The organism is Xenorhabdus indica (assembly GCF_014467235.1).
Classification (GTDB): domain Bacteria; phylum Pseudomonadota; class Gammaproteobacteria; order Enterobacterales; family Enterobacteriaceae; genus Xenorhabdus; species Xenorhabdus indica.
Genome location: NZ_NKHP01000016.1, coordinates 22,293 through 45,860 on the forward strand (window position 1 = coordinate 22,293; position 23,568 = coordinate 45,860).

Here is a 23,568-nt window from a genome sequence, read left to right on the forward strand (position 1 = left end):
TAAAATTAAATACATTTGAAATAATCGAAGGGTTCCAGGCATTGCCGGCAGCGATAAAGCGCTTTACAGGCAGTGGAGCCGAATTCACTGATTTTTTCCGTTTCATGACTGCTACAACGAGGGCAGATGGTGGATTCTCTGTCTGCCGGTTTCTCACAGGCTGAACCTTGCGGCGGTGCGATACCGGATTCACGTAAACGTTGTCTGGCATCTGCATTCATCCAGTCAGTTGTCCATGCCGGACTCAGACTCACATCGACATGCACTGGCGAGAACCCTGCCTGAGTCAGTGTTGTGTGGATTTCATTGACCAGAAATTCTGTCGCCGGGCAGCCTGAATAAGTCGGAGTGAATATCACCTGCCAGCCTGTTTGACCGGCTTGTTCAGTGTGGAAAGGCAGAACGGCCCGTACCATACCGAGATCGGTAATGGATAGTGTTGGCAATTCTGGATCGGCAATCTGATGTAAACACTGCCAGATCTGATGGACTTCCGGCTGCTGCAATGTTTTGAATTGCTGTTCCATCATTTCCTCCTGATCTTATCGGGCTTAGTTATCGGATTTGGTTATCAGCCTCAGTCACCAGTTACAGTCTGGGTAAGTCCGTTGCAAAAATTGCATTTCTGCCAGTATGTAACCCAAATGTTCTGTATGTTGCCCTTGTTTGCCACCCTGTCGATAAGGTATGTCCTGTGGTATGTCTAACGTGGCTTGCGCAAAGGTCTCTTTGACGATTTGTTGCCACGGCTCATAGAGTGTGCGGGGATCGATGGCAATTCCAGTTTCAGCAAGTTGTTGTTCCACTTCATCACAATGGAATAGTTCGCCGGTAAAGCGCCACAATTGATTGACAGAGTTTTGCATTTTTTCGTGGCTTTGTTCTGTGCCATCCCCCAGACGGATCATCCAGCCACGGCTAAAACGCAGGTGATATTTCACTTCTTTTAATGACTTATTACTGATGGCTGCTAACTGAGGATCCTGACTCTGCCCTAATGCCTGATAAAGTAAGACGTGATAGGCATCAATGAAAAACTGGCGTGCTAACGTATCGTTAAAGCCACCATTTGGTTGTTCTACCAACAAAAGATTGCGAAATTCTCGTTCTTCACGACCAAAAGCCAGTTTATCTTCATCAACATTTGTCCCGTGATTTGTCTCGTAAAGCATGGCGGCATAACCGAGAAAATGACGTGCTTGTCCCAGTAAATCGAGACCAATATTGGACAGCGCTAAGTCAATCTCCAGCTCTGGTGCATGACCACACCATTCGCACAAGCGTTGCGCCAGAATCAGCGGGCTGTCTCCCAGACGCAGTACGTAGTTAGCAAGGTTATCGTTAAAAAGCGTCTCGTTGGGTGAAACAATACGAGATGTATTCATGTCTCACCTCTACATATTCTTAATGCCATCAGGGATCGTGTAGAAAGTCGGATGACGGTAGATCTTGTCTTCTGAAGGCTCGAAAAAAGCGCCACGATCTTCTGGTTGTGATGCAACCAGATACATGGATTTCACTACCCAGATAGAGCAACCTTCGTTGCGTCGGGTATAGGCATCACGTGCATTTTCCAGTGCCATTTGATCGTCTGCTGCGTGGAGGCTGCCGACATGACGGTGAGTCAGCCCCTGCTTGCTGCGGATAAAGACTTCATACAGCGGCCAATCGGTATCGTTCATGTTTTGTCTCCTTTTCCGAATTTGTACTAATAACGCAACGGATTAAGCAGCCTGTTTTTTGGCATGAACAGAAGCCGCTTCACGTACCCAACTCCCGTTTTCCCAAGCACGGCGTTTGGCTTCCAGACGTTCATGATTGCATATGCCCCGCCCTTTGAGCACTTGATAGAATTCATCCCAATTGATTTCACCAAAACGGTAATGGCCAATGGTCTCATCCCAGGTCAACTCTGGATCAGGAGCAGTCATGCCTAATGCTTCCAATTGAGGGACAGTGTTATCGATAAATTTCTGTCGCAGTTCATCATTACTGAACCGTTTGATTTTCCAGGCTATGCTTTGGGCACTGTTGGGGGAATCACTGTCATTGGGGCCGAACATCATCAGAGTCGGCCACCAGAATCGATTGATGGCATCTTGCAGCATGGCCCGCTGAGCTTCATTACCTTTTGCTAATGCCATAACCGCCTCATATCCCTGTCGCTGGTGGAAACTCTCTTCTTTGCAGATCTTGACCATAGCACGGGCATAAGGGCCGTAAGATGCCCGGCACAGGGCGACTTGATTAACAATTGCAGCACCATCCACCAGCCAGCCAATGACGCCGACATCTGCCCAGTTTAAGGTGGGATAGTTGAAGATTGATGAATATTTCATCTTGCCATCCAGTAGTTTCTGGTAAATGTCCTGACGAGAGCAGCCAAGTGTTTCTGCGGCACTGTAGAGGTAAAGCCCGTGTCCTGCTTCATCCTGTACTTTTGCCAATAACACGGCCTTACGGCGCAGTGTGGGGGCCCGAGTGAGCCAGTTGGCTTCTGGCAACATACCGACAACTTCCGAGTGTGCGTGTTGACCGATCTGACGTATCAGGTTTTGGCGATAGGCATCGGGCATCCAGTCCTTAGCTTCAATGGAAAGATCGGCTTCGATCTTGGTGTCAAAGTGCGCCTGGAGTTGATCAGTTGTCATATGTGCTCCGAATATGATTCTTATTTTTTAAGTTTAATCATAAAAATGAATCATTAAATGCAACTGTAAATCTACAAATCGATAACAAAAATATCAAACGGTTTGTTTGTATATTTGTCGAACACATCACAATATTTGCTTTTTATTTTTTTAAAAAGCCGTGATTAATTTTTATTGTTAGGGAAAAGTAAGGATATTGACATGCGACGTCTCTAAGGTGTTCTAATTTTGTTAATTTACCAGATGGTCTTCTTTATGGATTATGTGATACACAAATGTTGTAGATGTAGTTAATGATGATTCATTAATACGATCGGTGGAGAAAAAAATGCAACAGTTAACCAGTTATATATGTGGTGCCTGGGTTTATGGGAAAGGTAATGCCAGAACTATTCACCATGCAGTAAATGGTAAGGCCCTGTATCAGGTATGTTCAGATGGGCTACCACTGGCTGATAGTCTCAGTTATGCCAGGGAAAAAGGGGGCAAAGCCCTCGCGGCTATGACATTCCAGCAGCGGGCTCAGATGATGAAAGCCGTTGCAAAGCATCTGATTGCTAATAAAGAAGCCTTGTATGCTATTTCAGCGGAAACCGGAGCGACCCGTTCGGATGGTTGGATCGATATTGAAGGAGGCATTGCGACGTTATTTTCCTATGCGGGTCTGGCAGGACGTGAGTTACCAGATGATGTTCTGTGGCCGGAAGATGAGATGATCCCACTGTCGAAACAGTCCCAGTTTGTCGCTCGCCATGTTCTGACCTCTCGTCCCGGTGTTGCACTACATATCAATGCGTTTAACTTCCCTTGCTGGGGAATGTTGGAAAAACTGGCTCCGACCTGGATGGCGGGTATGCCGGCAATTATCAAACCTGCGACCGCATCAGCACAATTAACACAAGCGATGGTGAAATTGATCCTTGATAGTGGTTTAGTGCCGGAAGGTGCACTGCAACTGATCTGCGGTGGTATGGGTGATCTGTTTGATCATCTCGATTATCAAGATGCGGTCACTTTTACAGGTTCAGCTCAGACTGGGCAGAAATTGAGGATTCATCCACGGTTGATTGAAAAATCAATTTCATTCACGATGGAAGCAGATTCCCTTAACTGCTGTATTTTAGGGGAGGATGTCACGCCGGAAATGCCGGAATTCGGTGTGTTCATTAAGGAAGTTGTGCGTGAGATGACGGTAAAAGCAGGGCAAAAATGTACGGCTATCCGGCGTATTATTGTGCCGGTCAGTCAACTTGAGGCGGTTAAACAAGCGTTGCTTAAACGTCTGTCTGGTGTAGTGGTGGGCGATCCTGCTTTACCGGATGTACGTATGGGAGCATTGATCAACCTTGAACAACGGGATGAGGTCCAATCCAAGGTTGATGAGCTGTTACACAGTGGCTGTGAATTACTGTGCGGCGGTGCGTTGGATAAGTTAGTGCTGGCAAATAATACCCACAGCGATGGGGCGTTCTACCCGCCAACTCTGCTTTATTGTACAGAGCCGATGACCAATCAGATCGTACATGAAACGGAAGCCTTTGGGCCGGTTTCCACTTTGATGGCTTATCAGGACACAGAACAAGCGATTGCTTTGGCTTTGATGGGACAAGGTAGTCTGGTGGGTTCATTGGTCACGGCAGATGAGCAAATTGCGATGCAGGTTATCCGGGCAACAGCTTGTGCTCATGGCCGTATGTTGATTCTGGATGAGGCGGCATCAGCGGAATCCACAGGACACGGTTCTCCGTTACCTATGTTGGTACATGGCGGGCCGGGACGTGCTGGTGGTGGTGAAGAGTTGGGAGGATTGCGTGCGGTGAAACACTATATGCAGCGCACTGCAATTCAGGCCAGCCCAAGTATGCTGGCGGCTATTGGTCGTGAGTGGGTGCGCGGTGCAAAAGTGAAGGAAGCTCCTGTCCATCCGTTCCGTAACTATTTCGAACAAATTGAAATTGGGGAAAGTCTGTTGACGGCTCGCCGGACGGTGACGGAAGCGGATATCGTCAATTTCGCCTGTCTGAGCGGGGATCATTTTTATGCTCATATGGATAAAATTGGTGCGGCTGAATCCCTGTTTGGTGAGCGTGTGGCGCATGGTTACTTTGTTGTATCGGCTGCTGCCGGGCTGTTTGTTGATGCGCCTGTCGGGCCAGTATTGGCGAATTATGGTATGGAAAACCTGCGCTTTATTGAACCAGTGAAAATTGGCGATACGATTCAGGTTCGGTTGACCTGCAAGAAGAAGATTAAGAAAGTTCAGAAGACCCCGGATGACAAGCCACAAGGTGTTGTCATTTGGGATGTGCAAGTTTTGAATCAGGAGCAACAGCCTGTCGCTCTTTACAGCATCCTCACACTGGTGGAGCGGCGGCAGAGGGATTATGTTTAACTCGTTAATATGCTCTAAATAAGAAAGATGAAGTGCCTGAGGAACAATATTAATAAAACAAAGTGGTGATATTCCTCAGGCCAATTTTTACATTTATATCCAGAATTCGGGTTGATCATGATTATTGGAGAGCGAAAGTTGCAGCTTTTTGAATAGTTCTTCTAAGCTCGAAATTAAATAAGGGATAAATTTTTCGTTTCCTAAAGTACGTGTAAAGATATCATTTGGCAAAAAACGCTCCATTTCCGCCATGAACGCTTGACCAGTGATCACTTCTGGTAAGGATTGGCGGCACTGTTCGAGTAAGGTAGTAAAATTTGTCAGTTTGTAGTCAGCAATTTTTTTCTTCACCAAATCAGTGTCTAATTTGGCATTTTGTTGTTGTAACCAAACCAAATCCCAAATGTCCCGATGGCTCACATAATTTCTGGTAGCAGGTAATGCAATCAGTTTGTCTGCCATAATTTCATCTAAGGTTTCGACATGTATCAAGGTATCATTGTAACCATCGGGCAGAGAATCGTAGTTATTACGTAATGGTAAAATATTTCGGGTATAAGCAGGAATATTGGCAACTTCAATCTTAATGCGTTGTTTGGGTAAATCTTTTCTATCGGGAGAAGTAATAACAGCAATCTGCCATTTGTTGATTTTAAGTTCAGAATATTCAGGCTGTTGTTTTAGTGTTTCTGGCTCTTTTACTGTGACTTCTAAGCCATATCGTGTTCCAATGTAATCTTCAATACATTGCTTCATATCTGCTAATTGGCTGAATGAGAAATCGTTTCCACCAGCGAAGTCTAGGTCTTCACTAAAACGGTTGCCCCCGTAACAGAGGCGTAAAGACGTCCCTCCCTGAAAAATAAGGTCATCAAGTAATCCACTCTGCTCAAGACAAAATAAGATGTCATAATGGAGAATTTCTTTTTCAATAACGGGTCGCATATGTTTTATTTGACCATTTTGCAAAATGTGATCGACCAGTTGTGAGAAATCTGCACGATTAATCCTCATAGATTATCTCCTCTTCAACTAAATGTGTATTTCTACCCACTCGTTTTAGGTCACGGTAGGCGGCTTGTTTACTTGCCAGGCGGAGTGGTCTGCCAATTTCTTTGATATTGCAGATAATGTCGGGAACTGACCTTTTTGTGTGTGTAAATTCAATGATACCGAAAGGGGTTTTGTAGGTTCCTTTACGGCCTGTAGTCATCACTGTCAGCCGATCAATTGGAATTTGTGAAATGGCACCGTATTCAGATAGTGCAGATTCTAAGCTGACATAGTTGTATTCACCTCTTCTCATTGCCTTGGCAATGAGTTCCAGCGTGTTTAATCCTTTACGTTGCGATAGGCTAAATACGTAAATGCCTTTAGAAGCGCGTAATAATACACCGTGCTTAACGAGACGGTGCAGGCTGGCTTCAAAGGCACGTTTGCTGTCCTCTGAAAAAATTTTGGCAAGATCTTTAGTGGTGAAGACATAGCGGCCTTGTTGATCAAATTTACTCAGTCGTTGAATAGCGGTAGTTTGATTCATGGTATTAAGTCTACACTTATATCACTTTTAAATGTGGTTTATGTAAATATAATAGCATCTGATTAAGTGGACATAAACCACATTTAAAGGAGATATTTGTGTCTATCTGGTAGGGAATTTTTTTATATTTTTAAGGTAAGTTGAGCCAGATGGGTGATGATAGGAGCGAATATTATGTAATGTAGCAGGATGATAATCGTGGATATTTTCTTGCAAATCTGGGTATATCGTCATACCTGCTTCAAGGTTTATATCGACAACTTGCTTGCAAGATACGAATAATGGTTTCGGCCCCGCTGCGATTAGGGTTGATGCGGATCATGCGTTTCTCCAGGGCGGGATCCGCCTGACGAAATGTGCCGGAAATTCGGTAAAACAATGGGGGAATTTCAAATTTCGATTCGGCACCGACGGGATAAGGTAATGCACCCAATGTGTGTGCTGTGGTCAGTACGGCATCTGCAATCGGTTCGTGAAATTCCACTAAGACAACTTTTGACTGAGCGTTGGCGATAAATGCCCGCTTCACTTGTGGCACTTCGCCCTGATTCAGCCTTGTTACCAGAGATTCATTCACTTCAGATTGCACTGCGTGCATGACCGGGGCGAATACTAACCCACGTAATGCTTCCATCGCCTGATAACCTTGAATCTGGCAGCCACCGGAGTACATGCCGTGGCGCAATTTATCAATCGCAGTCTGTTGGCCGATAACCACGCCTACACCTTGTGGCCCCAGTAATTTGAAGCAAGAAAAGGCAGAAAGGGTTGCGCCGTATTCACAACCAATATGTGGCACTTTCATTGCGGCATAATTGTCATCTACCAATGAAGGAATGTGGTATTGATTTAAGATGGCAATGATATCTTGCAGGGCATAGTAATCATCGATTTTTTGCCGTGTATGCTGGATCAGGCAGGCTACTGGCTGATATTGCTTAATGCTGATCTCTAGTTGGTTTGTACAGTTGAAATCGGCATATACAACATTAAGACCCATTTGTTCAATCGATGTTTTTGTTGTGGGATAAACGGGGGCATCATGCACCAGTAATGTCTCGTGAGGACGAAGCAGTGCCGCCAACCCGGCACGTAAAGCGCCGGTTCCGGCACCATTGACAAAGGCCGATGCTTCAGCCCCGAAGTACTCGGCGATTACCCTTTCAATACGCTGAGTCATCCGGGGTTGATGGAGATCCGGGACTAATCCCAGATCGCCTTGTGAGAGAAAATCAGCTCCGGGAAAGTGACGACAGATAATATCCACCAACTTAAATTGCTGCTGTTGGGCTTGTGTCATAGTCATACTATTCAGTGGATAGCTTTTCAGTAGATAGCTTTGCAATGAAGCTGTTTTCATTCTCTTACTTTATTCCTGTTAATTGATTCCTGCTAAATAGAGCACGTTGGCAAGAATACCTACCGCAATGGTTGCAATCGGGCCGATTGCCATTTCAACCAAAGGACGTTTGGAAGTCCGGTTGAGCAGGTAGATACCTGCCACAATCATAAAGCCCATACCCGGCAGAATCGCGTTGGAAGCAATCATACCACCAACTAACAGGGCGACTTCGAGCATTTTGGTGATCGCGGTACGAATATGGCCACTACAGGCTTTAACGCCGGGGTATTTATCCAGCCAGATTGCAATTTTCGCCAGCAACTGGATCTCAATAAACATAGTGATACCGCCTGCAATAAAGGCGAGCCACGGGGTATTGGTTGCCAGACCTGCTACAAAGACGAATTTCATCCCGTTGGGGCTATACACGCCGGTGGCGATTGCCGTCGTACCGACCAGTGGAACAAACCCAATGGCACGAGCCAGCGCCACCAGCAAGGCGTTGGTTTGTTCATCTTGCGCCATTAATTGCAGTGATACCGGACCTTCTGCCAGCAGGCTGAAAGACATGGTAGCCGCACTTGCAGTCAGACCACCACAGAGAATGAGGAGCCATTTGTTTTTTTGAATACGTTCAATACGGGTCGAAAACAGGCCCACTAAGATTTCATTAGCGCCTTTTGGTGCTGCTGAGGTTTGATTTGTTGATGGTGTATTATCTGCAAGATGTGCCGGGCGTTCACGCATGGCAAAGTAGAACATTGCGATCATCGACAGCAGCAAAGCCGCTCCATTTGGATCGACGCTGACAGGTTTTTCGATTAAACCACCAAAACTGAGCGGGCCAGCGGCTTTGGTCGCCAGATAACCAATCAAAGCGGTTAACATCACTAACAACCCTTTGCGGTAGCCATATTGGTAGCCGACGACCATCGCAGGGAACAGGGCAAAACAGGCCACAATCGGATCGCCGACTTTTTTCAGATCGTCGGTGAAATTAACCGGCAGCATGGCAAAGAGTTCCACCACTGAACGCAGCCCTGCCAGTAAGGCAATGGCGTACAGCGCGCCAATAATACCTGACGCGATAAACCCTCTGCGGCTGTTGGCACACCAGATACCAATCATGTCCGTGCCGAGCAACAGGCTGTGAACCAGTACGATTGGCGCTGTCAGCGAAAAGGGAATACCAAATCCCACAACCAGACCGATGCTTAGGGCAAAGCTCGTCGCAGCGAGTGCTTTACGACTCATTCGCCCTTCAAGATATTCAGGAAGCAGTGGACGCAGACCATCATGGAAAACAGCGATACCACGGTTTGCCATCATGGCAGCAATCGCACCAATTGCCGCCAGTAATCCTGCTTTAAAGGGATCGACTTCCATCAATCTCGTCAGGAAATCATGAAAATGTTGCATGATATGCTCCTTATTGAGAAATGGTCGTATTTTGAGAAATGATCGAGTTAATGATCACTGGCAGAACAATGTCGATATCTTGCCCTGTAAAGCCAAACGCTTTTTTGCCTGCTTTCACATGAGCAATAATCTCATCGTCCGGTAAGATTTTTCCCGGCATGCCAATGGTGGCACAGCGATCTAAGCCGATAAGTGCAATAGCGATTGCCAGTGCTCCACCTCCTCCGGTATTACAGGCACCAAAATAGTAATCGGCATCGCCATTTTTAATCGCCATAGATGCTTCGATATCATTCATGATGACAATTGAGGTAGCTTTATTTCCTGCCAGTTGCCGGATACATTCGGCTATTTTTTCTTTTTCTATTTGTCCACCAACGACAAATTTCATGTTGTTATCCCTCTCTTTAAATTATCTTTTATAAGATATTGTTTATTTTTTGGAAAAAAGCGTATTGAAAAAGTGATGCCGGAAGAATTGTGCAGGGTTGTCACGTAACATTCGGTCTATCTGTGTTTGGGTAAAGTCGGCTGCCCGCAGCATCGGAACGAATACAGTCAGTAAGTAATCGAAACCAATTCCTCCGTTGCTTTTCAGATGAGAACGGCGGGTTATATCTTGCGAGAGCATCACTCTGTCGAGTAGCCCACGTTTGGCAACCGCCTGCAACATCGCAATGCGGCGGCTGTCTGGATAGTAATTGTTTTTACCAATGGTATCGAATTGTACCCATGCACCTTCTTCAAGTAGGGGAATAATTGTGTCCAGATTGTCTTTCAGGTCACAATGACCAATCGCCACATGTTCAGGGGAAACACCAAATTCCCTGAGGAGCGCCAATTGTTCACGCCCCATAGTGCTTAACGTTGTGTGGGTGGAAATAGGACACCCGGTTGCATGATGAGCCAGAGCTGCCGCTGCAAATACTTTTCGTTCATCTTCGGTGATTTGCCCGAAACTGGAGCCGATCTCTGCAATGACGCTGGCTTTTAACTCCGTACCGTCAATGCCTGTTTCAATGTCAGTGATCATATCTTCGGCAATGTCTTGTATGCTTAATTCGTTGAAATGGGCAGGGAAGAAAGGCTGTTTATAATAACCCGTTGATGCGAGGATGTTGACGTGGGTATCACGTACCAAATTCAGCAGAAAGGGGGCATTGCGTCCCATGTAGCGGTTGGTGACTTCCACAATGTTGCGTAATCCTAGCGTATACAGGTGGCGAAGTTCATTAGCAATTAGCTCGTATTGATCTAACCGACAATCGAGGTTGCCTTTAGCTTCGGATAGATCAATATGTAAATGCTCATGCACATAGGTGTAGCCTGATGTATCAATCCTGGATGAGGAATACGGAGCGGAATGTGTGGGGGTATTCCCAGTCTTTTTCTGGTATTCCATAACTATTCCATAAACAAAACATAACTATTCCGTAAAAAAATAGTTACGCAGCATGATGCTGTAAATCGACTATAGCGAAAATAACATTATTTAAGGGCGGAATAATATTAACTGTAATACCTCTATTGAGTATTTATTGGGTATAGCCATTGTTTTTCCAGTTACCCTGGCTGTCATAAATACCTTCCAGCTTGGGTTCTCCTGACTGAATACCTGAAATTAAGGCGACATCGCTGCGGGTCACAAAAACTTGAGCGCGGAAACACATAATGACTGGGCTACCGATAGGATGGGAGCCTGCTAATGGCAGATGGTAATCAATACAAGGTTCACCTAACCGTAATATGCGTACTGTCTTATATGAACTATTGTTTTCTTGATTCTTGGCAGGAAAAACCAATGCATGCTTCATGTGGCTGCGTTTGTAGTAGCCGCCACCATAACAATAACTGTTGCCATCGTAGTGATGGGATATCTCTGATACATAAACCATAGCGATATGTTCAGGCTCTCGGCCAATGGCATTGGCAGGTATTGTTCCGGTCAGAGCATGTCCGGGTTCTAAATGAGTTGCACCATATTTCGCTAACAGGGGAATGGTGTTACAGCTTGTTGCAGAAGGTGCATTGATTTGTGAAAGGGAAACACCGAGTTGTGCAAGTTTATTCCGTGCTCTGATAAGTGTCTGCAAATTGACGGTTGGCAAAGTTGTCTGATACTGCTCATTCCATGCCAGACAAGGAAAATGGGTCAGGCCACATAGTTTAATACCCGGCATTTGTTTTAAAGCATCAACAGCTTTGTCGATCTCATCAAAGGGAATGCCTGCTTCTTGACAAGTAAAGGACATATCACGTTGAGTAAAGACTTTCAGCATGATGGGCTGAACGCGTCCTAATTTCTCAGCCGCATCCGATATTGCCTGAGCTTTTTCTATTGAAAATACTGTGATTATCTCAGGATTACGCTTAAGCATGGTTTCTATCAGGTGAGTTGGCGTCTGTACCAGATGACCAATGTGACATAACGGTATGTCGTGTTGGCTCAGGCTATAGGCTTCTTTGAAATCTACAGCCACGGCACCAGGATAACCGAGTTCAATCAGTTTCTTGGTCAACCAGGGATTACGACCAAATTGTTTGGTCATCAAATAGAGTTCAATACCATGTTGCTTTGCTGTTTGCAGTAAATGTTGGCCATTATTTAACACTTGGTCGACATCAATGATGTAAGTATCTGGTAAGATAACGCCTTGCTGCCAAAGACTTTTTGCTACTTCAATCAATTTAGGGTTCTGTTTTTTTAATGCATTAATAAACATAGATTTCCCTTCATAGCTGCAAAGCAGCTCGTCTGTGCGAAAAATAAAAACTATTGAAGAATATTAATCTTCATTTTTTTGAATATTTATAGTATAAAAAAGATCAATGAGTTTTTGTTGCAAGTATTAAACCATATAAATTTATCAACAGATAGCCTTCTTCATTAGGATGTAGGGTGAGTGTAAATTTCTCCAGCAGGGAATGATGAATTGTGAGTAGTTGTGAGTAATATCCGGATCGCTCTATTTTTTCCAGAATTTCTTTTTCTATAGGGGAAACGATTTCGCCACGACGTGATCGCATGAAAGCACTTGCCATATGGGTAAGCGCCATTTCACCTTGTGGATGACGGACAGGGATCAACCAGATATCTTCCAGAATATGCACGACATCAAGCATGTTATCGTAGATATCTTTATCGATGACACCACCTTGCAACAGGATAGCTAACCGTTGTTCTACCATCACTTTTTTGTTACACGTCAGAATTTATTTTTTGGTTATTACTTGTTTTGATCGATGCTTGCTATTGGTTAATAGAGGTCAATAAATGGGTTCGATAATACCCGCTACCACATTCTGTTGGTGAGTCAGCAGAGCATCTCTGTCAACCATAGTATGCAAAAGCTGTTGGATAGGAATATTATCTTTACGGGCAAGGATAACGGCTTCGGAAGCTTTGATAAAACATTCACTGTCGTCCGGAAGTTGGGTCATCAGGCCCTCTGCAATTAGCTCGTGACCTTGCCCGACATTCCAGATGGCCGCGTCAATGTGGCCTTTTTTGATTTGATTCAGACATTCATGATAAGAGACCTCGACCAGCTCAATTTCTTTTCCTGCAAAGTACTGATTTGTCATTATTTTCTGGTCGGCTGACGTGCTGTCTAACCCTACACGACGGATGCATTCCATCTCGCCCTGACGAAAGATTAATCGATGTCTGTCTGTATAACTTTGTGTCCCTAGTGATAGCGCAATATAAATATCTTTAATTTCTGGGTGTTGCTCTGCGGCAAGTCTTGATGTTACTGCTAAGTCATAGACTCCATTCAGTAAGCATTCAATGCGGATATCTGAACCTCGCATATGCGCAAAGTAAAAAGGAACTCCTGCACATAATGCTTTTAAACCACTGGCCAGACCCTCATAGGCACGGGTATAAGGAAGGGGCATTGCACAGACCACATTGCCGATATCGGCGTATTCCAGCAACAATTTGTGGTTAATATGCGAGAGAAAACTGCCATTCCGACCACGACGCTTAATCCCAACCGCCTGTGATTGTTCGAGAGATTTTAATGCTGCCTGCATTAAACCTACGGACAACCCACACTCTTTTGCCAGTAATTCTATGGTTTTCAGGCGGTTGCCACATTGTTCAGAGAGGAGATAACGAGCCAAAAATGATTGCGCAATCCCCTCTTTTTTAATGAATGTTTGACTCATCATTACAAGTTTTTATCCATTCTCGTTTATCTTCATAAATTTGAACATAAACCGCAATAAGCGAATTAAAGAAAAGGGAGTAATATCACAATTACGAAATAAATGAAAATTTAAAAAATAATAAAAACTAATATTATCAATATTTTGAAGATATATTTCAATTTTGCATTGAAGATATAAAAATAAGCATTATGGGAGAATATAGGGAAATTACTTGTTTCTCGCTTCTATGTCTGCTGTATTTTTCCGCCTGGGTGGTGATTTTTGCTTCACTATTTGTCATCTTATGAAACAGTTTGATTATATTTTGTTCTTTGTTCTGCCGCAAAGTAATTAATTGGATAGTTACATTTTTTATTTTAATCCTATTAAGTTTTATTCTATTCTGCTGTAAGAAAAGACAAAATACGTATATTTATTGTTCTCAAGTTTTATTTTTGATGATTGTGCTGATATAGCATAGGGTTATTATTGATGAAAATTACAGCAAATGATGTGCTAATAGAAATTGAAGATAGAAATGAGAAAAATAAAAACGGTAACTTTCTCCAATCATTTGGGTATCTTTTATTATTGCTTCCCTAATGGTGGAAATAGAAAATGGCGATAAAAGATTACCGCCATTTTGCAAACATTTTAACGGGCCAGATTAAATCAATCTTGTGATTGCGTTGACTTAACGTTCTGCACCAACCAGTCAGCAATACGCTGTTTCTGTTCATCAGTCAGCCACATACCCAACTTGGTGCGACGCCAGATTGCATCATCCAACTGAGTGACCCACTCATGTGCTACCAGATAACGCAGCTCGGCTTCGTACAGACTGTTACCAAAGAATTCGCCCAAATCTGCCAGCTCATTTGCACCATGCAGAATGATGTTGCTATTGCTGCCGTAAGTGCGGGCATAACGTCGCGCTACTCCTTCTGGCAACCAATTATAGCGTTGACGCAGTAAACGTGCGTATCCATCGCGGTCATAGCCTTCCAGCTCTCCACCAGGCAGTTTGCTATTTTTAGTCCACGCTTTACCAGCGTTTGGATAATATTGTGCCAGTTTATCCATTGCATGTTCGGCGAGTTTACGGTAAGTCGTTAGTTTACCGCCGAAGACAGACAACAATGGTGTTTGCCCCTGCTCATCTTGAACATCCAGCGTGTAATCACGGGTGATAGCCTGTGGTGAATCAGATTCATCATCACATAATGGGCGCACACCGGAGTAAGTCCAGACCACATCAGTACGGCTAAGTTGCTTCTTGAAGTGATCATTATAAACTTTCAACAGATAATCGATTTCTTGATTATCGATTTTGACTTCTTTTGGATCGCCTTTGTATTCAACGTCTGTTGTACCGATAATGGAGAATTCATCATTCCACGGGATCACAAATACGATACGGTTATCTTCGTTTTGCAGGATATAGGCCTGAGGCTCATCGTGAACGCGAGGTACAACGATGTGGCTGCCCTTGATCAGACGGATACCATAAGGAGATTTCAGGTGCAGGCCGTTATCAAAGAAGCTCTTAACCCACGGACCAGTTGCGTTAACCAGACCTTTTGCCTGCCATATTTTGGTCTCACCCGTGGGGAGATCTTTGGCTTCTACCATCCAGTAGCCATTTTCACGCCATGCACGGGTGACTTGAGTACGGGTACGGACCTCACCGCCATGTTTTTGGACTTCCTGCGCATTCAGCACGACCAGACGTGCATCGTCAACCCAACAGTCAGAATATTCAAAGCCACGGCTAATGGAAGGTTTCAGAACTGAGTTTGCACCGAATTTCAGCCCCTTACTACCCGGCAAACTCACACGTTTGCCCAAGTGATCGTAAAGGAACAGGCCAATGCGGATCATCCAGGCCGGGCGCAAGTGTGGCTGGTGTGGAAGACGAAAACGCATAGGGAATGCAATGTGGGGAGCCAGTTTTAATAAGACTTCGCGTTCTGCCAGTGCTTCACTGACCAGTCGGAATTCATAATGTTCCAGATAGCGCAGGCCACCGTGGATCAGTTTGGAACTGGCTGATGACGTGGCACTGGCTAAGTCTTGGCCTTCTAACAGCAGGACAGAAAGTCCTCGGCCAGCAGCATCTGCCGCAATACCAACGCCGTTGATTCCGCCGCCAATAACAATTAAGTCTTTGGTTTCCATTGCATACCCTCTGAAATGTTCGAAACAGTTCTTTAATGTTCGTTTTCGCTCAAGAATTGTAATCAAAAATTCATCAATCGCCAACTATTAACGAGGAAAAAACATATTTGCGTGATGCAGATAACAAATAGTTATCCTTATATATAAGATTAATAAGGAAATTGTCAGAAGCAAATCATAGGCAGTGCGTTACTGTGGGGAGACAAGGAAGAGTGTCTGAAGTTGTGAACAGGAAAAACGTGGGGGTGGGAATAGCCCGCCTGTTTTTCTAGGCGGGACATTAACAAAGTATAACTAACATGATCCTGGTTTTAACACAGTTCCAGTTTAACGTTATATTGTTCGATGATTTTCTGAATGTTGGATGGTGGTGCTTTATCCGTGAACAGAAAATCGATCAGGTTCATAGTACCGAGGTTAACCATGGCGCTGCGGCCAAATTTGGAATGATCTGCAACCAGCATGACGCAGCGCGAATTTTCGATAATTGCGCGTTTGGTTCGGACTTCATGATAATCGAACTCTAACAGAGAACCATCAGAGTCAATGCCGCTAATGCCGAGGATACCGAAATCAAGGCGGAATTGGGAGATGAAATCCAGTGTTGCTTCACCAATGATGCCACCATCACGGGAACGTATTTCGCCACCTGCCAGGATCAGGCGGAAATCTTCTTTTCCCATGAGCAGAGTTGCAACATTAAGGTTGTTGGTGACAATCCGCAAATCCCGATGATCGATTAGTGCGTGAGCTACTGCCTCCGGGGTGGTGCCAATATCAATGAATAAGGTTGCACCATTTGGGATCTGGGTGGCAACTTGCCGGGCAATGCGGGCTTTTTCATCTGACCACATAATTTTGCGATCATGGTAAGCCGTGTTGACGGAGCTGGAGGGTAAAGCGGCACCGCCGTGATGACGTTGGATTTTATTTTTGTCGGCCAATTCGTTCAAATCACGCCGGATTGTTTGTGGGCTGACGTCAAAGTGCTCGACTAGTTCTTCAGTGCTGACATAACCTTGAAGACGCACCAGCTCGATTATTGCATCATGTCGCTGAGTTTGCTTCACAACATTCCCCTAATGTTTTACCTAAATTAATTATAATTGACTGACTTTATTTGGAATATTATTCATTTTTTGGTTTGCGTAAATTGTCCCATAATCCCATCAATAACCCGATGATTAAGCCTGAAAAATGGGCTGCATTGGCGATATTGAGCGAAAACATATTGAAATAGCCAACGAATAACCAAATAACCGAGATAGCGATAAGCCCTCTGGGAGCGCTGACTCCCTTTCCGGGAGACATTTCTCCTGTCAGCCAAACATAACCGATCAGAGCATAGACCACACCGGAAAGCCCACCAAAATGCGAGGCACTGAACAACGATTGTGCCCAACCACTGAAAAATGCAGAAACTATTGTTATTTCAATCAGTTTTGCTGTGTTAATATTTTTTTCAACCTGACTACCGAAATACCACCAAAGCGCCAAATTAAACAGGATATGTAGCAATGAAAAGTGCAGTAATATGGGGCTGATCCAGCGCCACAGTTCCAGATATTGCTCATTATTGGGCCATGCCAGCCAGCGCATAACCTCATTAATTCCAGTAAACTGCATCCAGAGATAAACCAGAATACAGAGCGCAATTATGGCGACAGTTAATGGGCCGGATTGGCTTTTCAGCGTGTTCCAGCTCAGGTTGTTATGGTATTGCAAAGGTATGTTCGATTTACCTGTTTGCCAGCTAGCAGCTTGATAGCGTTCATTAAGCGGATCACGGGCAAATGTGTTGAGTTCTTGTTCAACAAAATTTAATTGGCTTTCATCTTCCAGCCATAATTCAACCACATGTGGTTCATTGGCAGGACGCATGGTCAGATGAATACCCTGCGTCGCCATATAATCAATGAAGGCTTGAGCCAGTCTTGGGTTAGATATTGAAGTTACATGGATCATTGTGCGTTTTATCTGCCTTAAATTGGGGTTAATGGCACAGGAGCTTGTTATGCAGAAATGGACTGTACCGCAGTTAAAGACACCGTACTTAAAGACGCCATAGTAAATAGCAAAAGATTAAAACTTAGTCAGAATGAACAGCATGAGGATAATCTTTTTTCCACTCTTCAAAGCCACCGTTAACGCTGTATACGGTTTCGAAACCGATATTGATTAGGTACTGGGCGGCGCCTTGGCTGCTGTGCCCGTGGTAACACATCACCATGACCGGTTGGTCAAAATCAGCTTCTTGCAGGAATTTATTGATAGTTTCATTCGTTAAATGAAATGCACCTGCTACATGCCCTGCACGAAAACTTTGCGGATCACGGATATCCACCATCAGGGCGCTTTTATCGAGCCAGTTTTGGTAGGCTTGTTCAGAGCTTATTGTTTGAAAATGATCCATAAATACTCAATGTTATTTCTTAAATTTTCATTTTAAGGTGTTAGTTTCTTAATAATCTTATTTCATAACTCTACAGCCTTCCCAATTTTGGTATTGGGAAGGCATGATCAAGCGGGCAGAAGTACTAAGAACAGAAAATAAAATTAGTAGTAAGAGTGTTCGCCACGCTGATGTTCGGTCAGGTCTTTGACGCCTTTCAGTTCAGGGAACATCTGTAATAACTGTTTTTCAATCCCTTCTTTCAGGGTGACATCGACCATAGAACAACCGTTGCAACCACCACCAAATTGCAGGATGGCATAACCATCATCGGTGATTTCCATCAGGCTGACACGGCCACCATGACCTGCGAGTTGAGGATTGATCTGTGATTGCAGGAGATATTCAACGCGCTCAATCAGTGGTGCATCGTCAGCCACTTTACGCATCTTGGCGTTTGGTGCTTTCAGGGTCAGTTGGGAGCCAAGCTGGTCAGTCACAAAATCAATGACAGCCTCTTCCAGAAAAGGAGCACTGACTTCATCAACATAGGCAGAAAGCTTGTCAAATTTTAATTCGGTATCAGTGGCTTCAACAGCATCAGGTGGGCAATAGGAAACACCGCATTCCGCCGTCGGCGTTCCTGGATTAATGACAAAAACGCGGATTTGTGTACCCGGTTCTTGATTTGCCAGTAGCTTGGCAAAGTGCGCTTGCGCTGCTTCAGTAATATTAATCATGTCATTTGCTCAATAGTTGACTGTTCTAGTTGGTTATAATACGCCCATTCATGAAGGAACTACAAGGTTCGGCATATTGCCCACGCTTGCACGGAGCGGGCACCCGCACGAATTAACAACTGTGTGGTTTCGTGCAGAGTTGTGCCTGTGGTGATCACATCATCGAAAATGGCGACATGTTGATCAGTAAAATTGCCGCGCAATTGAAAGGCATGCTTAAGATTGGTTTTCCTTTGGGCGGCAGATAAGCCCCGTTGTGTGAGTGTAGCACGTGTGCGTTGTAAAATATTGGGTTGATATTGGCATCGCAACCAACGTGCCAAAGGGTTGATGATAAGTTCAACCTGGTCAAACCCTCGCCGCCAGCGCTTCTGATGGTACAGGGGAATGCCAAGTATGTAATCCGGTTTGCTCCAACGGCCTTCACGATAACCTTGTAACCAATGCAGAAGAAACAGACGAGCCAATACTGTCGCTATTTGTGGTGAGCCATGATATTTGTAACGACGGATAAGCTGGCTCAATGGTGGAACGTAATCAGTAACAGCGATAAGCCGTTGCCATGGAGGTGGATTTTTCAGGCAGCGGCCACAGAGGAAATCACTGGATTCGGCAGGTAACGCGCAACGCGGACAAACTCGTTCTAATCGTTTTAGTCCCTGGTTGCAGATATGGCAGATTCCATGATGGGCAAAATACAAATTTTGATGGCATAGCCAACAGTGTCCAACCATTGTTAGCATAGTTTTCTTCCTTGATGAAAAATCCCTGATGACAAATTAAAGGTGAGAATAACAATGGGTAAGTTATTTTGGCAGACTTTAGGTGAAGTTCCTCGTGATATTGTGATGCTGCATGGATGGGGGCTGAATGCTGAAGTTTGGCGTTCAGTGGAAACGCGACTGGCTTCGCATTTTCGTTTACATTTAGTGGACTTGCCGGGATATGGTCGTAGTCAGCTGTATCCGGCTATGACACTGAAAGAGATGGCCGAGACAGTGTGGCAACAGGCACCAAAAAATGCCTTGTGGCTTGGATGGTCGTTGGGAGGATTGGTTGCTAGTCAGATTGCGTTAGATCATCCTGAACACGTGGCTGGATTAATCACAGTGGCATCTTCCCCAAAATTCAGTGAAGACGGGGATTGGCCGGGAATCAAACCAACTGTTCTGAGCGTTTTCAAACACCAACTGAGCGAAGATTTCCAGAAAACTATTGAGCGTTTTCTGGCACTGCAAACGTTGGGAACAGATAGCGCGCGTCAGGATGCCCGTTTACTGAAATCGGTGGTATTGAACCAACCGATGCCAACCGTGGAAGTACTCAATGCAGGGCTGGAAATGCTGTGCACAGAGGATTTGAGGGCTGAATTGGCACAGCTTCAATTACCTTTCTTACGCATCTATGGCTATCTTGATGGTTTAGTGCCACGCAAGATTGCGGCATTACTTGACAGCCAGTGGTCGCATACCCGCTCTGTCACTATGCGCAATGCGGCTCATGCACCATTTGTTTCTCATCCTGATGAGTTTGTGGATGTATTGATGGATTTTGTGGATGGTGAAATAGCTTATTGATAATTACATATAAAAAAATTACCCATAACAACAATGTCATGGGTAATAAATATTACGGGGAATTTATCACTTATCTGACAGGATAAATTTCAGTTACCATTTCCGGCGTATTGACGATAGTATCGAGTATAGGGCAATTACTTTCTACAAATTGAATAAAGTCGCGAATTTCTTGGTCAGTATTATCTGCCTTTATATAATATTTTGACGTGATTTTGGAAAAACCGATTTTGGCATTTTTATTTTTCCCTTTGATTCCATCTAAATCCAACTCACCCTCTAGTTCTACCTTGATATCAATCAGATTTATTTTGTGTGCACTAGCGAAACTTTTAGCTACCATATTCTGACAGGCACCGAAAGCGGAAAGTAATGCTTCTACAGGCGTCATTGCTTCATCTTTTCCTCCCAAGCTTTCTGGTTCATCTAGATAGAAGGAAAAATTTCGCGAGGAACATTTCATTTTCAGAGGCCCTATGGACTCCACTGTTGCAGTAAATAACTCTTTAGACATATTAGTATCCTAAGGTTATTAATAGTGATAGATATACAAATAAGATAATAAGGATGTTTTTTGTTTTTTCAACTTAAATGAAGAGCTAAAATTTATTTTAAAATAATAATATGAATTATATTAAAACAGTAAATGAATTTTCACCTAGACAAATTATTTACCAATTGCTTGTTGACAATATAAGATTATGCAAAAAGAATAAGATAGGTACGATTGTAAGTTCAAGTAGATTACATTCACTCACTATTTTGTTAATAAGGATTGAGGCTCATGTTGTCAAATGTTCCATCTGTTCCTAAGTTTATCCAGCAATATAAATACGCTACTTGTGAATTAAACTTTCTTTACAATGTATCAACTGAGTGGCATCAACACCCGTGTATTCAACTCAGCCTGTCGCTACACCACCATGAGTTGTTAGCCTTATCAGTTCAGGATGAAACTTATGCTACTTATGGTTTCCTTATTCGTTCCAACGTTATGCATAAGATGGATTCATCTAATACTTGTAGTGTTACGTTATTAATTGAACCTATTGATGAACACTATCACTTATTTAATCATCTCACAGAGGAGCAGGCTGTAATTTTGCTAAAGCATATTGATATTGTAGCAATAAGAAATTACTTGGTGAAATCGTTTCTGTATGGTGAAAAACCAGATACCTTTACAATTTATCAGTTGATTACTCCTTGCCTGCCATGCAGTTGTCAGTTTGATAAACGTATTTTAAAAGCAGTTTTGTTTATCGAATCACTATCAGTAAAACGAATATCATCTCGTCAAGTCGCCGATAAAATTTATCTGTCTGAAAGTCGTTTCTTACATCTTTTCCGCTCTCAATTAGGCATTAATTTTCGTGCTTACTTGCTATGGTTACGTTTGAGTGATGCTATGGAGGAAATTCATGTCACTGATTCATTAACATTAATAGCGAATAACTGTGGTTTTTCTGATAATGCTCATTTGAGTCGGACATGTAAAATGGCCTATGGAATACGTCCTTCTGATCTTAAACATATGATTAATAATGACTCAAGATTAAACTGTAATACATGCCAATGCTTCTATAATATTAACAAACAGTTCATACACAATATTACCAAAGGACAACTTTCTTAATGAAAATGAAATGAGGTAAAGCATCAGGCTATGTAGATGATAAATTCGATCTGGCCAGCCAAAGAATCAAAATTAGTGCCAGGAAAATAAAACCAAAGAGCCAGAAAATCTCATTGGCTGCCAATATTAAGCTCTGGCTAGTAATTTTTTTCGCCAGAAAAATAGTTGCCTGTAGGTCAGATAATCCCAATAGCTTGATATCCTGATAAGCTAAATCAACGATAAAGTTATTTTGTGTCACATTTTCAGTTAGTTGTGAGTGATGAACGGCTTCGCGCTGAGACCATAATGTATTGGTTAACGATGTACCTATCGATATAGCCAGAGTTCTAAAAAAGTTAAATAAACTTCCCGCTGAAGCGATCTTTTCCTGGGGTATATCAGATAAAATAATCACATTGAGTGGCATAATGAAACAGGCAATCGCAATCCCTTGTATAAACTGTGGCCATGCTGCGCTGGCAAAATCCATTCCGGGCTCAAAAGTATATGCCCGCCAAAAGAAGCAGAAAGAGAAGACCATAAAGCTGATGGTAACTAAATAGCGCATATCAATTTTAGCGCCAAATCGACCGATAACTGGAGCCAGAATAATAGGGATAATGCCAAGAGGAGCTAATGCCAGCCCTGCCCAAGTAGCAGTATAGCTAAAAACTGTCTGCAATAACTGAGGCTGTAAGACTAAGACACCAATATGTAATAGAAATGCTAAACTAATACAAATCGTACCAACTGTGAAATTACGTGATTTAAACAAAGATAAATCAACGATCGGGTTGTCATCCGTCAGTTCCCAAAGGACAAATAGAATAATACCTATCGTTGCAATGATAGCTAGTGCAGTGATTTCATTGGAATTAAACCAATCGAGTTCTTTCCCTCTGTCTAACATAAGCTGTAAACAACCAACACCGATAACCAGCAGGATCAAGCCCACCTTGTCCACTGGGATTACCTCAGTTTTTGTTTCGCGCTTACGTAACAGTAAGTAAGTAATAAAAATAGCAACCAAACCGATGGGAACGTTGATCAAGAAAATCCACCCCCAGTGAATGTTATCGCTAATCCACCCACCGAGGATAGGCCCACAAACAGGAGCTATAATGACGGTCATAGACCAAATGGCCAAGGCCATACTGTGTTGAGACTTAGGAAAGTTCGCTAACAACAGGCTTTGTGATAAGGGGATAATAGGACCTGAAACAGCACCTTGTATAATTCTGGTAACAATTAGCATTTCAAGGCTATTGGATATACCACAAAGCCACGAGGAGATAATGAACAGCGTGGTTGATATGACAAATAGCCGTACTTCCCCAACTCGTTTTGCCAACCAGCCGGTTAAGGGGATAGAGATCGCATTAGCAACACCGAATGACGTGATAACCCAAGTGCCCTGTGACATGGATGAACCAAGATCACCTGCAATGGTTGACAGTGCTACATTAGCAATGGTTAAATCAAGGATTTGCAGAAAGGCAATAATCGCTAGAGCTAGGATTAACCACCAGCGCTGATTAACTGATAAAGGTTCCATAGCAATGTG

At 43.6% G+C, this 23,568-nt stretch carries 24 protein-coding genes; 3 read left to right on the plus strand and 21 right to left on the minus strand.

Annotated elements, in window-relative coordinates; translation table 11 throughout:
• Positions 1 to 5: 5 nt before the first annotated feature.
• The 4 genes from paaD to paaA are packed head-to-tail and all read right to left on the minus strand — an operon-like array spanning position 6 to position 2,651.
• Positions 6 to 527 (minus strand): 1,2-phenylacetyl-CoA epoxidase subunit PaaD, encoded by a 522-nt coding sequence (paaD, locus tag Xind_RS13025; RefSeq protein WP_187650238.1) that lies wholly within the window; start codon positions 525 to 527, stop codon positions 6 to 8.
• Between the two features lie 54 nt (positions 528 to 581).
• A complete protein-coding gene (gene paaC / locus Xind_RS13030; RefSeq protein ID WP_187650205.1) occupies positions 582 to 1,385 on the minus strand; it encodes a 1,2-phenylacetyl-CoA epoxidase subunit PaaC in 804 nt (267 codons plus the stop codon).
• Positions 1,386 to 1,394: 9 nt separating this feature from the next.
• Complete coding sequence (paaB, locus tag Xind_RS13035) at positions 1,395 to 1,682, minus strand: 1,2-phenylacetyl-CoA epoxidase subunit PaaB (RefSeq protein ID WP_047684643.1); 288 nt, start codon at positions 1,680 to 1,682, stop codon at positions 1,395 to 1,397.
• 42 nt (positions 1,683 to 1,724) lie between these two features.
• Entirely contained in the window at positions 1,725 to 2,651 is a 927-nt protein-coding gene (paaA, locus tag Xind_RS13040; protein WP_047684646.1) for a 1,2-phenylacetyl-CoA epoxidase subunit PaaA, read from the minus strand.
• Between the two features lie 328 nt (positions 2,652 to 2,979).
• Between paaA and paaZ the strand changes: the two genes are divergently transcribed.
• Entirely contained in the window at positions 2,980 to 5,043 is a 2,064-nt protein-coding gene (gene paaZ, locus Xind_RS13045; RefSeq protein ID WP_187650206.1) for a phenylacetic acid degradation bifunctional protein PaaZ, read from the plus strand.
• 93 nt (positions 5,044 to 5,136) lie between these two features.
• Here the strand turns inward: paaZ and Xind_RS13050 are convergent, their stop codons facing one another.
• The 15 genes from Xind_RS13050 to gntX form a co-directional block, all read right to left on the minus strand.
• On the minus strand, positions 5,137 to 6,057 hold the full coding sequence (locus tag Xind_RS13050) for a nucleotidyl transferase AbiEii/AbiGii toxin family protein (RefSeq protein ID WP_187650207.1): 921 nt from the start codon (positions 6,055 to 6,057) through the stop codon (positions 5,137 to 5,139).
• Positions 6,047 to 6,583, minus strand: coding sequence for a type IV toxin-antitoxin system AbiEi family antitoxin (gene abiEi / locus Xind_RS13055; protein ID WP_187650208.1), 537 nt, complete (start codon positions 6,581 to 6,583; stop codon positions 6,047 to 6,049). Before abiEi ends, Xind_RS13050 begins: the two co-directional genes overlap by 11 nt.
• A 241-nt stretch (positions 6,584 to 6,824) precedes the next feature.
• Entirely contained in the window at positions 6,825 to 7,913 is a 1,089-nt protein-coding gene (locus tag Xind_RS13060; RefSeq protein ID WP_187650239.1) for an aminotransferase class V-fold PLP-dependent enzyme, read from the minus strand.
• 48 nt (positions 7,914 to 7,961) lie between these two features.
• Entirely contained in the window at positions 7,962 to 9,344 is a 1,383-nt protein-coding gene (locus tag Xind_RS13065; protein ID WP_047683893.1) for a YhfT family protein, read from the minus strand.
• Positions 9,345 to 9,354: 10 nt separating this feature from the next.
• Positions 9,355 to 9,735, minus strand: a complete 381-nt coding sequence (locus tag Xind_RS13070; RefSeq protein WP_047683891.1) for a DUF2620 domain-containing protein — start codon at positions 9,733 to 9,735, stop codon at positions 9,355 to 9,357.
• 42 nt (positions 9,736 to 9,777) lie between these two features.
• Positions 9,778 to 10,746, minus strand: coding sequence for a phosphotriesterase-related protein (locus tag Xind_RS13075; RefSeq protein ID WP_187650209.1), 969 nt, complete (start codon positions 10,744 to 10,746; stop codon positions 9,778 to 9,780).
• Between the two features lie 133 nt (positions 10,747 to 10,879).
• Positions 10,880 to 12,067: a YhfX family PLP-dependent enzyme gene (locus tag Xind_RS13080; protein WP_047685108.1), complete on the minus strand. Its 1,188-nt coding sequence runs from the start codon at positions 12,065 to 12,067 to the stop codon at positions 10,880 to 10,882.
• A 103-nt stretch (positions 12,068 to 12,170) separates the two neighbouring features.
• Positions 12,171 to 12,533, minus strand: coding sequence for a hypothetical protein (locus tag Xind_RS13085; protein WP_047685111.1), 363 nt, complete (start codon positions 12,531 to 12,533; stop codon positions 12,171 to 12,173).
• A gap of 78 nt (positions 12,534 to 12,611) precedes the next feature.
• Positions 12,612 to 13,520: a GntR family transcriptional regulator YhfZ gene (gene yhfZ / locus Xind_RS13090; RefSeq protein ID WP_081989130.1), complete on the minus strand. Its 909-nt coding sequence runs from the start codon at positions 13,518 to 13,520 to the stop codon at positions 12,612 to 12,614.
• Positions 13,521 to 14,171: 651 nt separating this feature from the next.
• Entirely contained in the window at positions 14,172 to 15,677 is a 1,506-nt protein-coding gene (gene glpD, locus Xind_RS13095; protein ID WP_047685117.1) for a glycerol-3-phosphate dehydrogenase, read from the minus strand.
• 311 nt (positions 15,678 to 15,988) lie between these two features.
• Positions 15,989 to 16,747 carry a DeoR/GlpR family transcriptional regulator gene (locus Xind_RS13100; protein WP_047685119.1) on the minus strand — a complete coding sequence of 253 codons (759 nt, stop codon included), beginning with the start codon at positions 16,745 to 16,747 and terminating at the stop codon, positions 15,989 to 15,991.
• Positions 16,748 to 16,805: 58 nt separating this feature from the next.
• Positions 16,806 to 17,642 (minus strand): rhomboid family intramembrane serine protease GlpG, encoded by an 837-nt coding sequence (gene glpG / locus Xind_RS13105; RefSeq protein WP_047685122.1) that lies wholly within the window; start codon positions 17,640 to 17,642, stop codon positions 16,806 to 16,808.
• 124 nt (positions 17,643 to 17,766) lie between these two features.
• Positions 17,767 to 18,090 (minus strand): thiosulfate sulfurtransferase GlpE, encoded by a 324-nt coding sequence (gene glpE, locus Xind_RS13110; RefSeq protein ID WP_047685124.1) that lies wholly within the window; start codon positions 18,088 to 18,090, stop codon positions 17,767 to 17,769.
• Positions 18,091 to 18,233: 143 nt separating this feature from the next.
• On the minus strand, positions 18,234 to 18,809 hold the full coding sequence (nfuA, locus tag Xind_RS13115; protein ID WP_038264683.1) for a Fe-S biogenesis protein NfuA: 576 nt from the start codon (positions 18,807 to 18,809) through the stop codon (positions 18,234 to 18,236).
• 59 nt (positions 18,810 to 18,868) lie between these two features.
• The gene (gene gntX, locus Xind_RS13120; RefSeq protein WP_047685127.1) at positions 18,869 to 19,552 is read right to left on the minus strand and encodes a DNA utilization protein GntX; all 684 of its coding nucleotides are present in this window, start codon (positions 19,550 to 19,552) and stop codon (positions 18,869 to 18,871) included.
• A 54-nt stretch (positions 19,553 to 19,606) separates the two neighbouring features.
• On the opposite strand from gntX, the gene bioH reads away from it, so the two are divergent.
• Positions 19,607 to 20,386 (plus strand): pimeloyl-ACP methyl ester esterase BioH, encoded by a 780-nt coding sequence (bioH, locus tag Xind_RS13125; protein ID WP_187650210.1) that lies wholly within the window; start codon positions 19,607 to 19,609, stop codon positions 20,384 to 20,386.
• 70 nt (positions 20,387 to 20,456) lie between these two features.
• On the opposite strand, the gene Xind_RS13130 is transcribed toward bioH, so the two are convergent.
• Positions 20,457 to 20,900, minus strand: coding sequence for an OsmC family protein (locus tag Xind_RS13130; RefSeq protein ID WP_187650211.1), 444 nt, complete (start codon positions 20,898 to 20,900; stop codon positions 20,457 to 20,459).
• Between the two features lie 270 nt (positions 20,901 to 21,170).
• Between Xind_RS13130 and Xind_RS13135 the strand changes: the two genes are divergently transcribed.
• A complete protein-coding gene (locus Xind_RS13135; protein WP_187650212.1) occupies positions 21,171 to 22,022 on the plus strand; it encodes a helix-turn-helix transcriptional regulator in 852 nt (283 codons plus the stop codon).
• A gap of 28 nt (positions 22,023 to 22,050) precedes the next feature.
• On the opposite strand, the gene Xind_RS13140 is transcribed toward Xind_RS13135, so the two are convergent.
• A complete protein-coding gene (locus tag Xind_RS13140) occupies positions 22,051 to 23,565 on the minus strand; it encodes a DHA2 family efflux MFS transporter permease subunit (RefSeq protein ID WP_420856074.1) in 1,515 nt (504 codons plus the stop codon).
• Between the last annotated feature and the right edge of the window lie 3 nt (positions 23,566 to 23,568).

Excerpts from the sequence above, each read along its gene's own strand:
- Xind_RS13135 (WP_187650212.1), top strand. The coding sequence starts at position 21,171 with ATGTTGTCAAATGTTCCATCTGTTCCTAAGTTTATCCAGCAATATAAA.
- glpD (WP_047685117.1), bottom strand. The coding sequence starts at position 15,677 with ATGGAAACCAAAGACTTAATTGTTATTGGCGGCGGAATCAACGGCGTT.
- Xind_RS13085 (WP_047685111.1), bottom strand. The coding sequence starts at position 12,533 with ATGGTAGAACAACGGTTAGCTATCCTGTTGCAAGGTGGTGTCATCGAT.
- Xind_RS13075 (WP_187650209.1), bottom strand. The coding sequence starts at position 10,746 with ATGGAATACCAGAAAAAGACTGGGAATACCCCCACACATTCCGCTCCG.
- paaB (WP_047684643.1), bottom strand. The coding sequence starts at position 1,682 with ATGAACGATACCGATTGGCCGCTGTATGAAGTCTTTATCCGCAGCAAG.
- paaA (WP_047684646.1), bottom strand. The coding sequence starts at position 2,651 with ATGACAACTGATCAACTCCAGGCGCACTTTGACACCAAGATCGAAGCC.
- paaC (WP_187650205.1), bottom strand. The coding sequence starts at position 1,385 with ATGAATACATCTCGTATTGTTTCACCCAACGAGACGCTTTTTAACGAT.
- glpG (WP_047685122.1), bottom strand. The coding sequence starts at position 17,642 with ATGATCCATGTAACTTCAATATCTAACCCAAGACTGGCTCAAGCCTTC.
- Xind_RS13065 (WP_047683893.1), bottom strand. The coding sequence starts at position 9,344 with ATGCAACATTTTCATGATTTCCTGACGAGATTGATGGAAGTCGATCCC.
- yhfZ (WP_081989130.1), bottom strand. The coding sequence starts at position 13,520 with ATGATGAGTCAAACATTCATTAAAAAAGAGGGGATTGCGCAATCATTT.
- bioH (WP_187650210.1), top strand. The coding sequence starts at position 19,607 with ATGGGTAAGTTATTTTGGCAGACTTTAGGTGAAGTTCCTCGTGATATT.
- Xind_RS13070 (WP_047683891.1), bottom strand. The coding sequence starts at position 9,735 with ATGAAATTTGTCGTTGGTGGACAAATAGAAAAAGAAAAAATAGCCGAA.
- nfuA (WP_038264683.1), bottom strand. The coding sequence starts at position 18,809 with ATGATTAATATTACTGAAGCAGCGCAAGCGCACTTTGCCAAGCTACTG.
- Xind_RS13080 (WP_047685108.1), bottom strand. The coding sequence starts at position 12,067 with ATGTTTATTAATGCATTAAAAAAACAGAACCCTAAATTGATTGAAGTA.
- gntX (WP_047685127.1), bottom strand. The coding sequence starts at position 19,552 with ATGCTAACAATGGTTGGACACTGTTGGCTATGCCATCAAAATTTGTAT.
- glpE (WP_047685124.1), bottom strand. The coding sequence starts at position 18,090 with ATGGATCATTTTCAAACAATAAGCTCTGAACAAGCCTACCAAAACTGG.
- paaD (WP_187650238.1), bottom strand. The coding sequence starts at position 527 with ATGGAACAGCAATTCAAAACATTGCAGCAGCCGGAAGTCCATCAGATC.
- paaZ (WP_187650206.1), top strand. The coding sequence starts at position 2,980 with ATGCAACAGTTAACCAGTTATATATGTGGTGCCTGGGTTTATGGGAAA.
- abiEi (WP_187650208.1), bottom strand. The coding sequence starts at position 6,583 with ATGAATCAAACTACCGCTATTCAACGACTGAGTAAATTTGATCAACAA.
- Xind_RS13050 (WP_187650207.1), bottom strand. The coding sequence starts at position 6,057 with ATGAGGATTAATCGTGCAGATTTCTCACAACTGGTCGATCACATTTTG.
- Xind_RS13130 (WP_187650211.1), bottom strand. The coding sequence starts at position 20,900 with ATGTCTAAAGAGTTATTTACTGCAACAGTGGAGTCCATAGGGCCTCTG.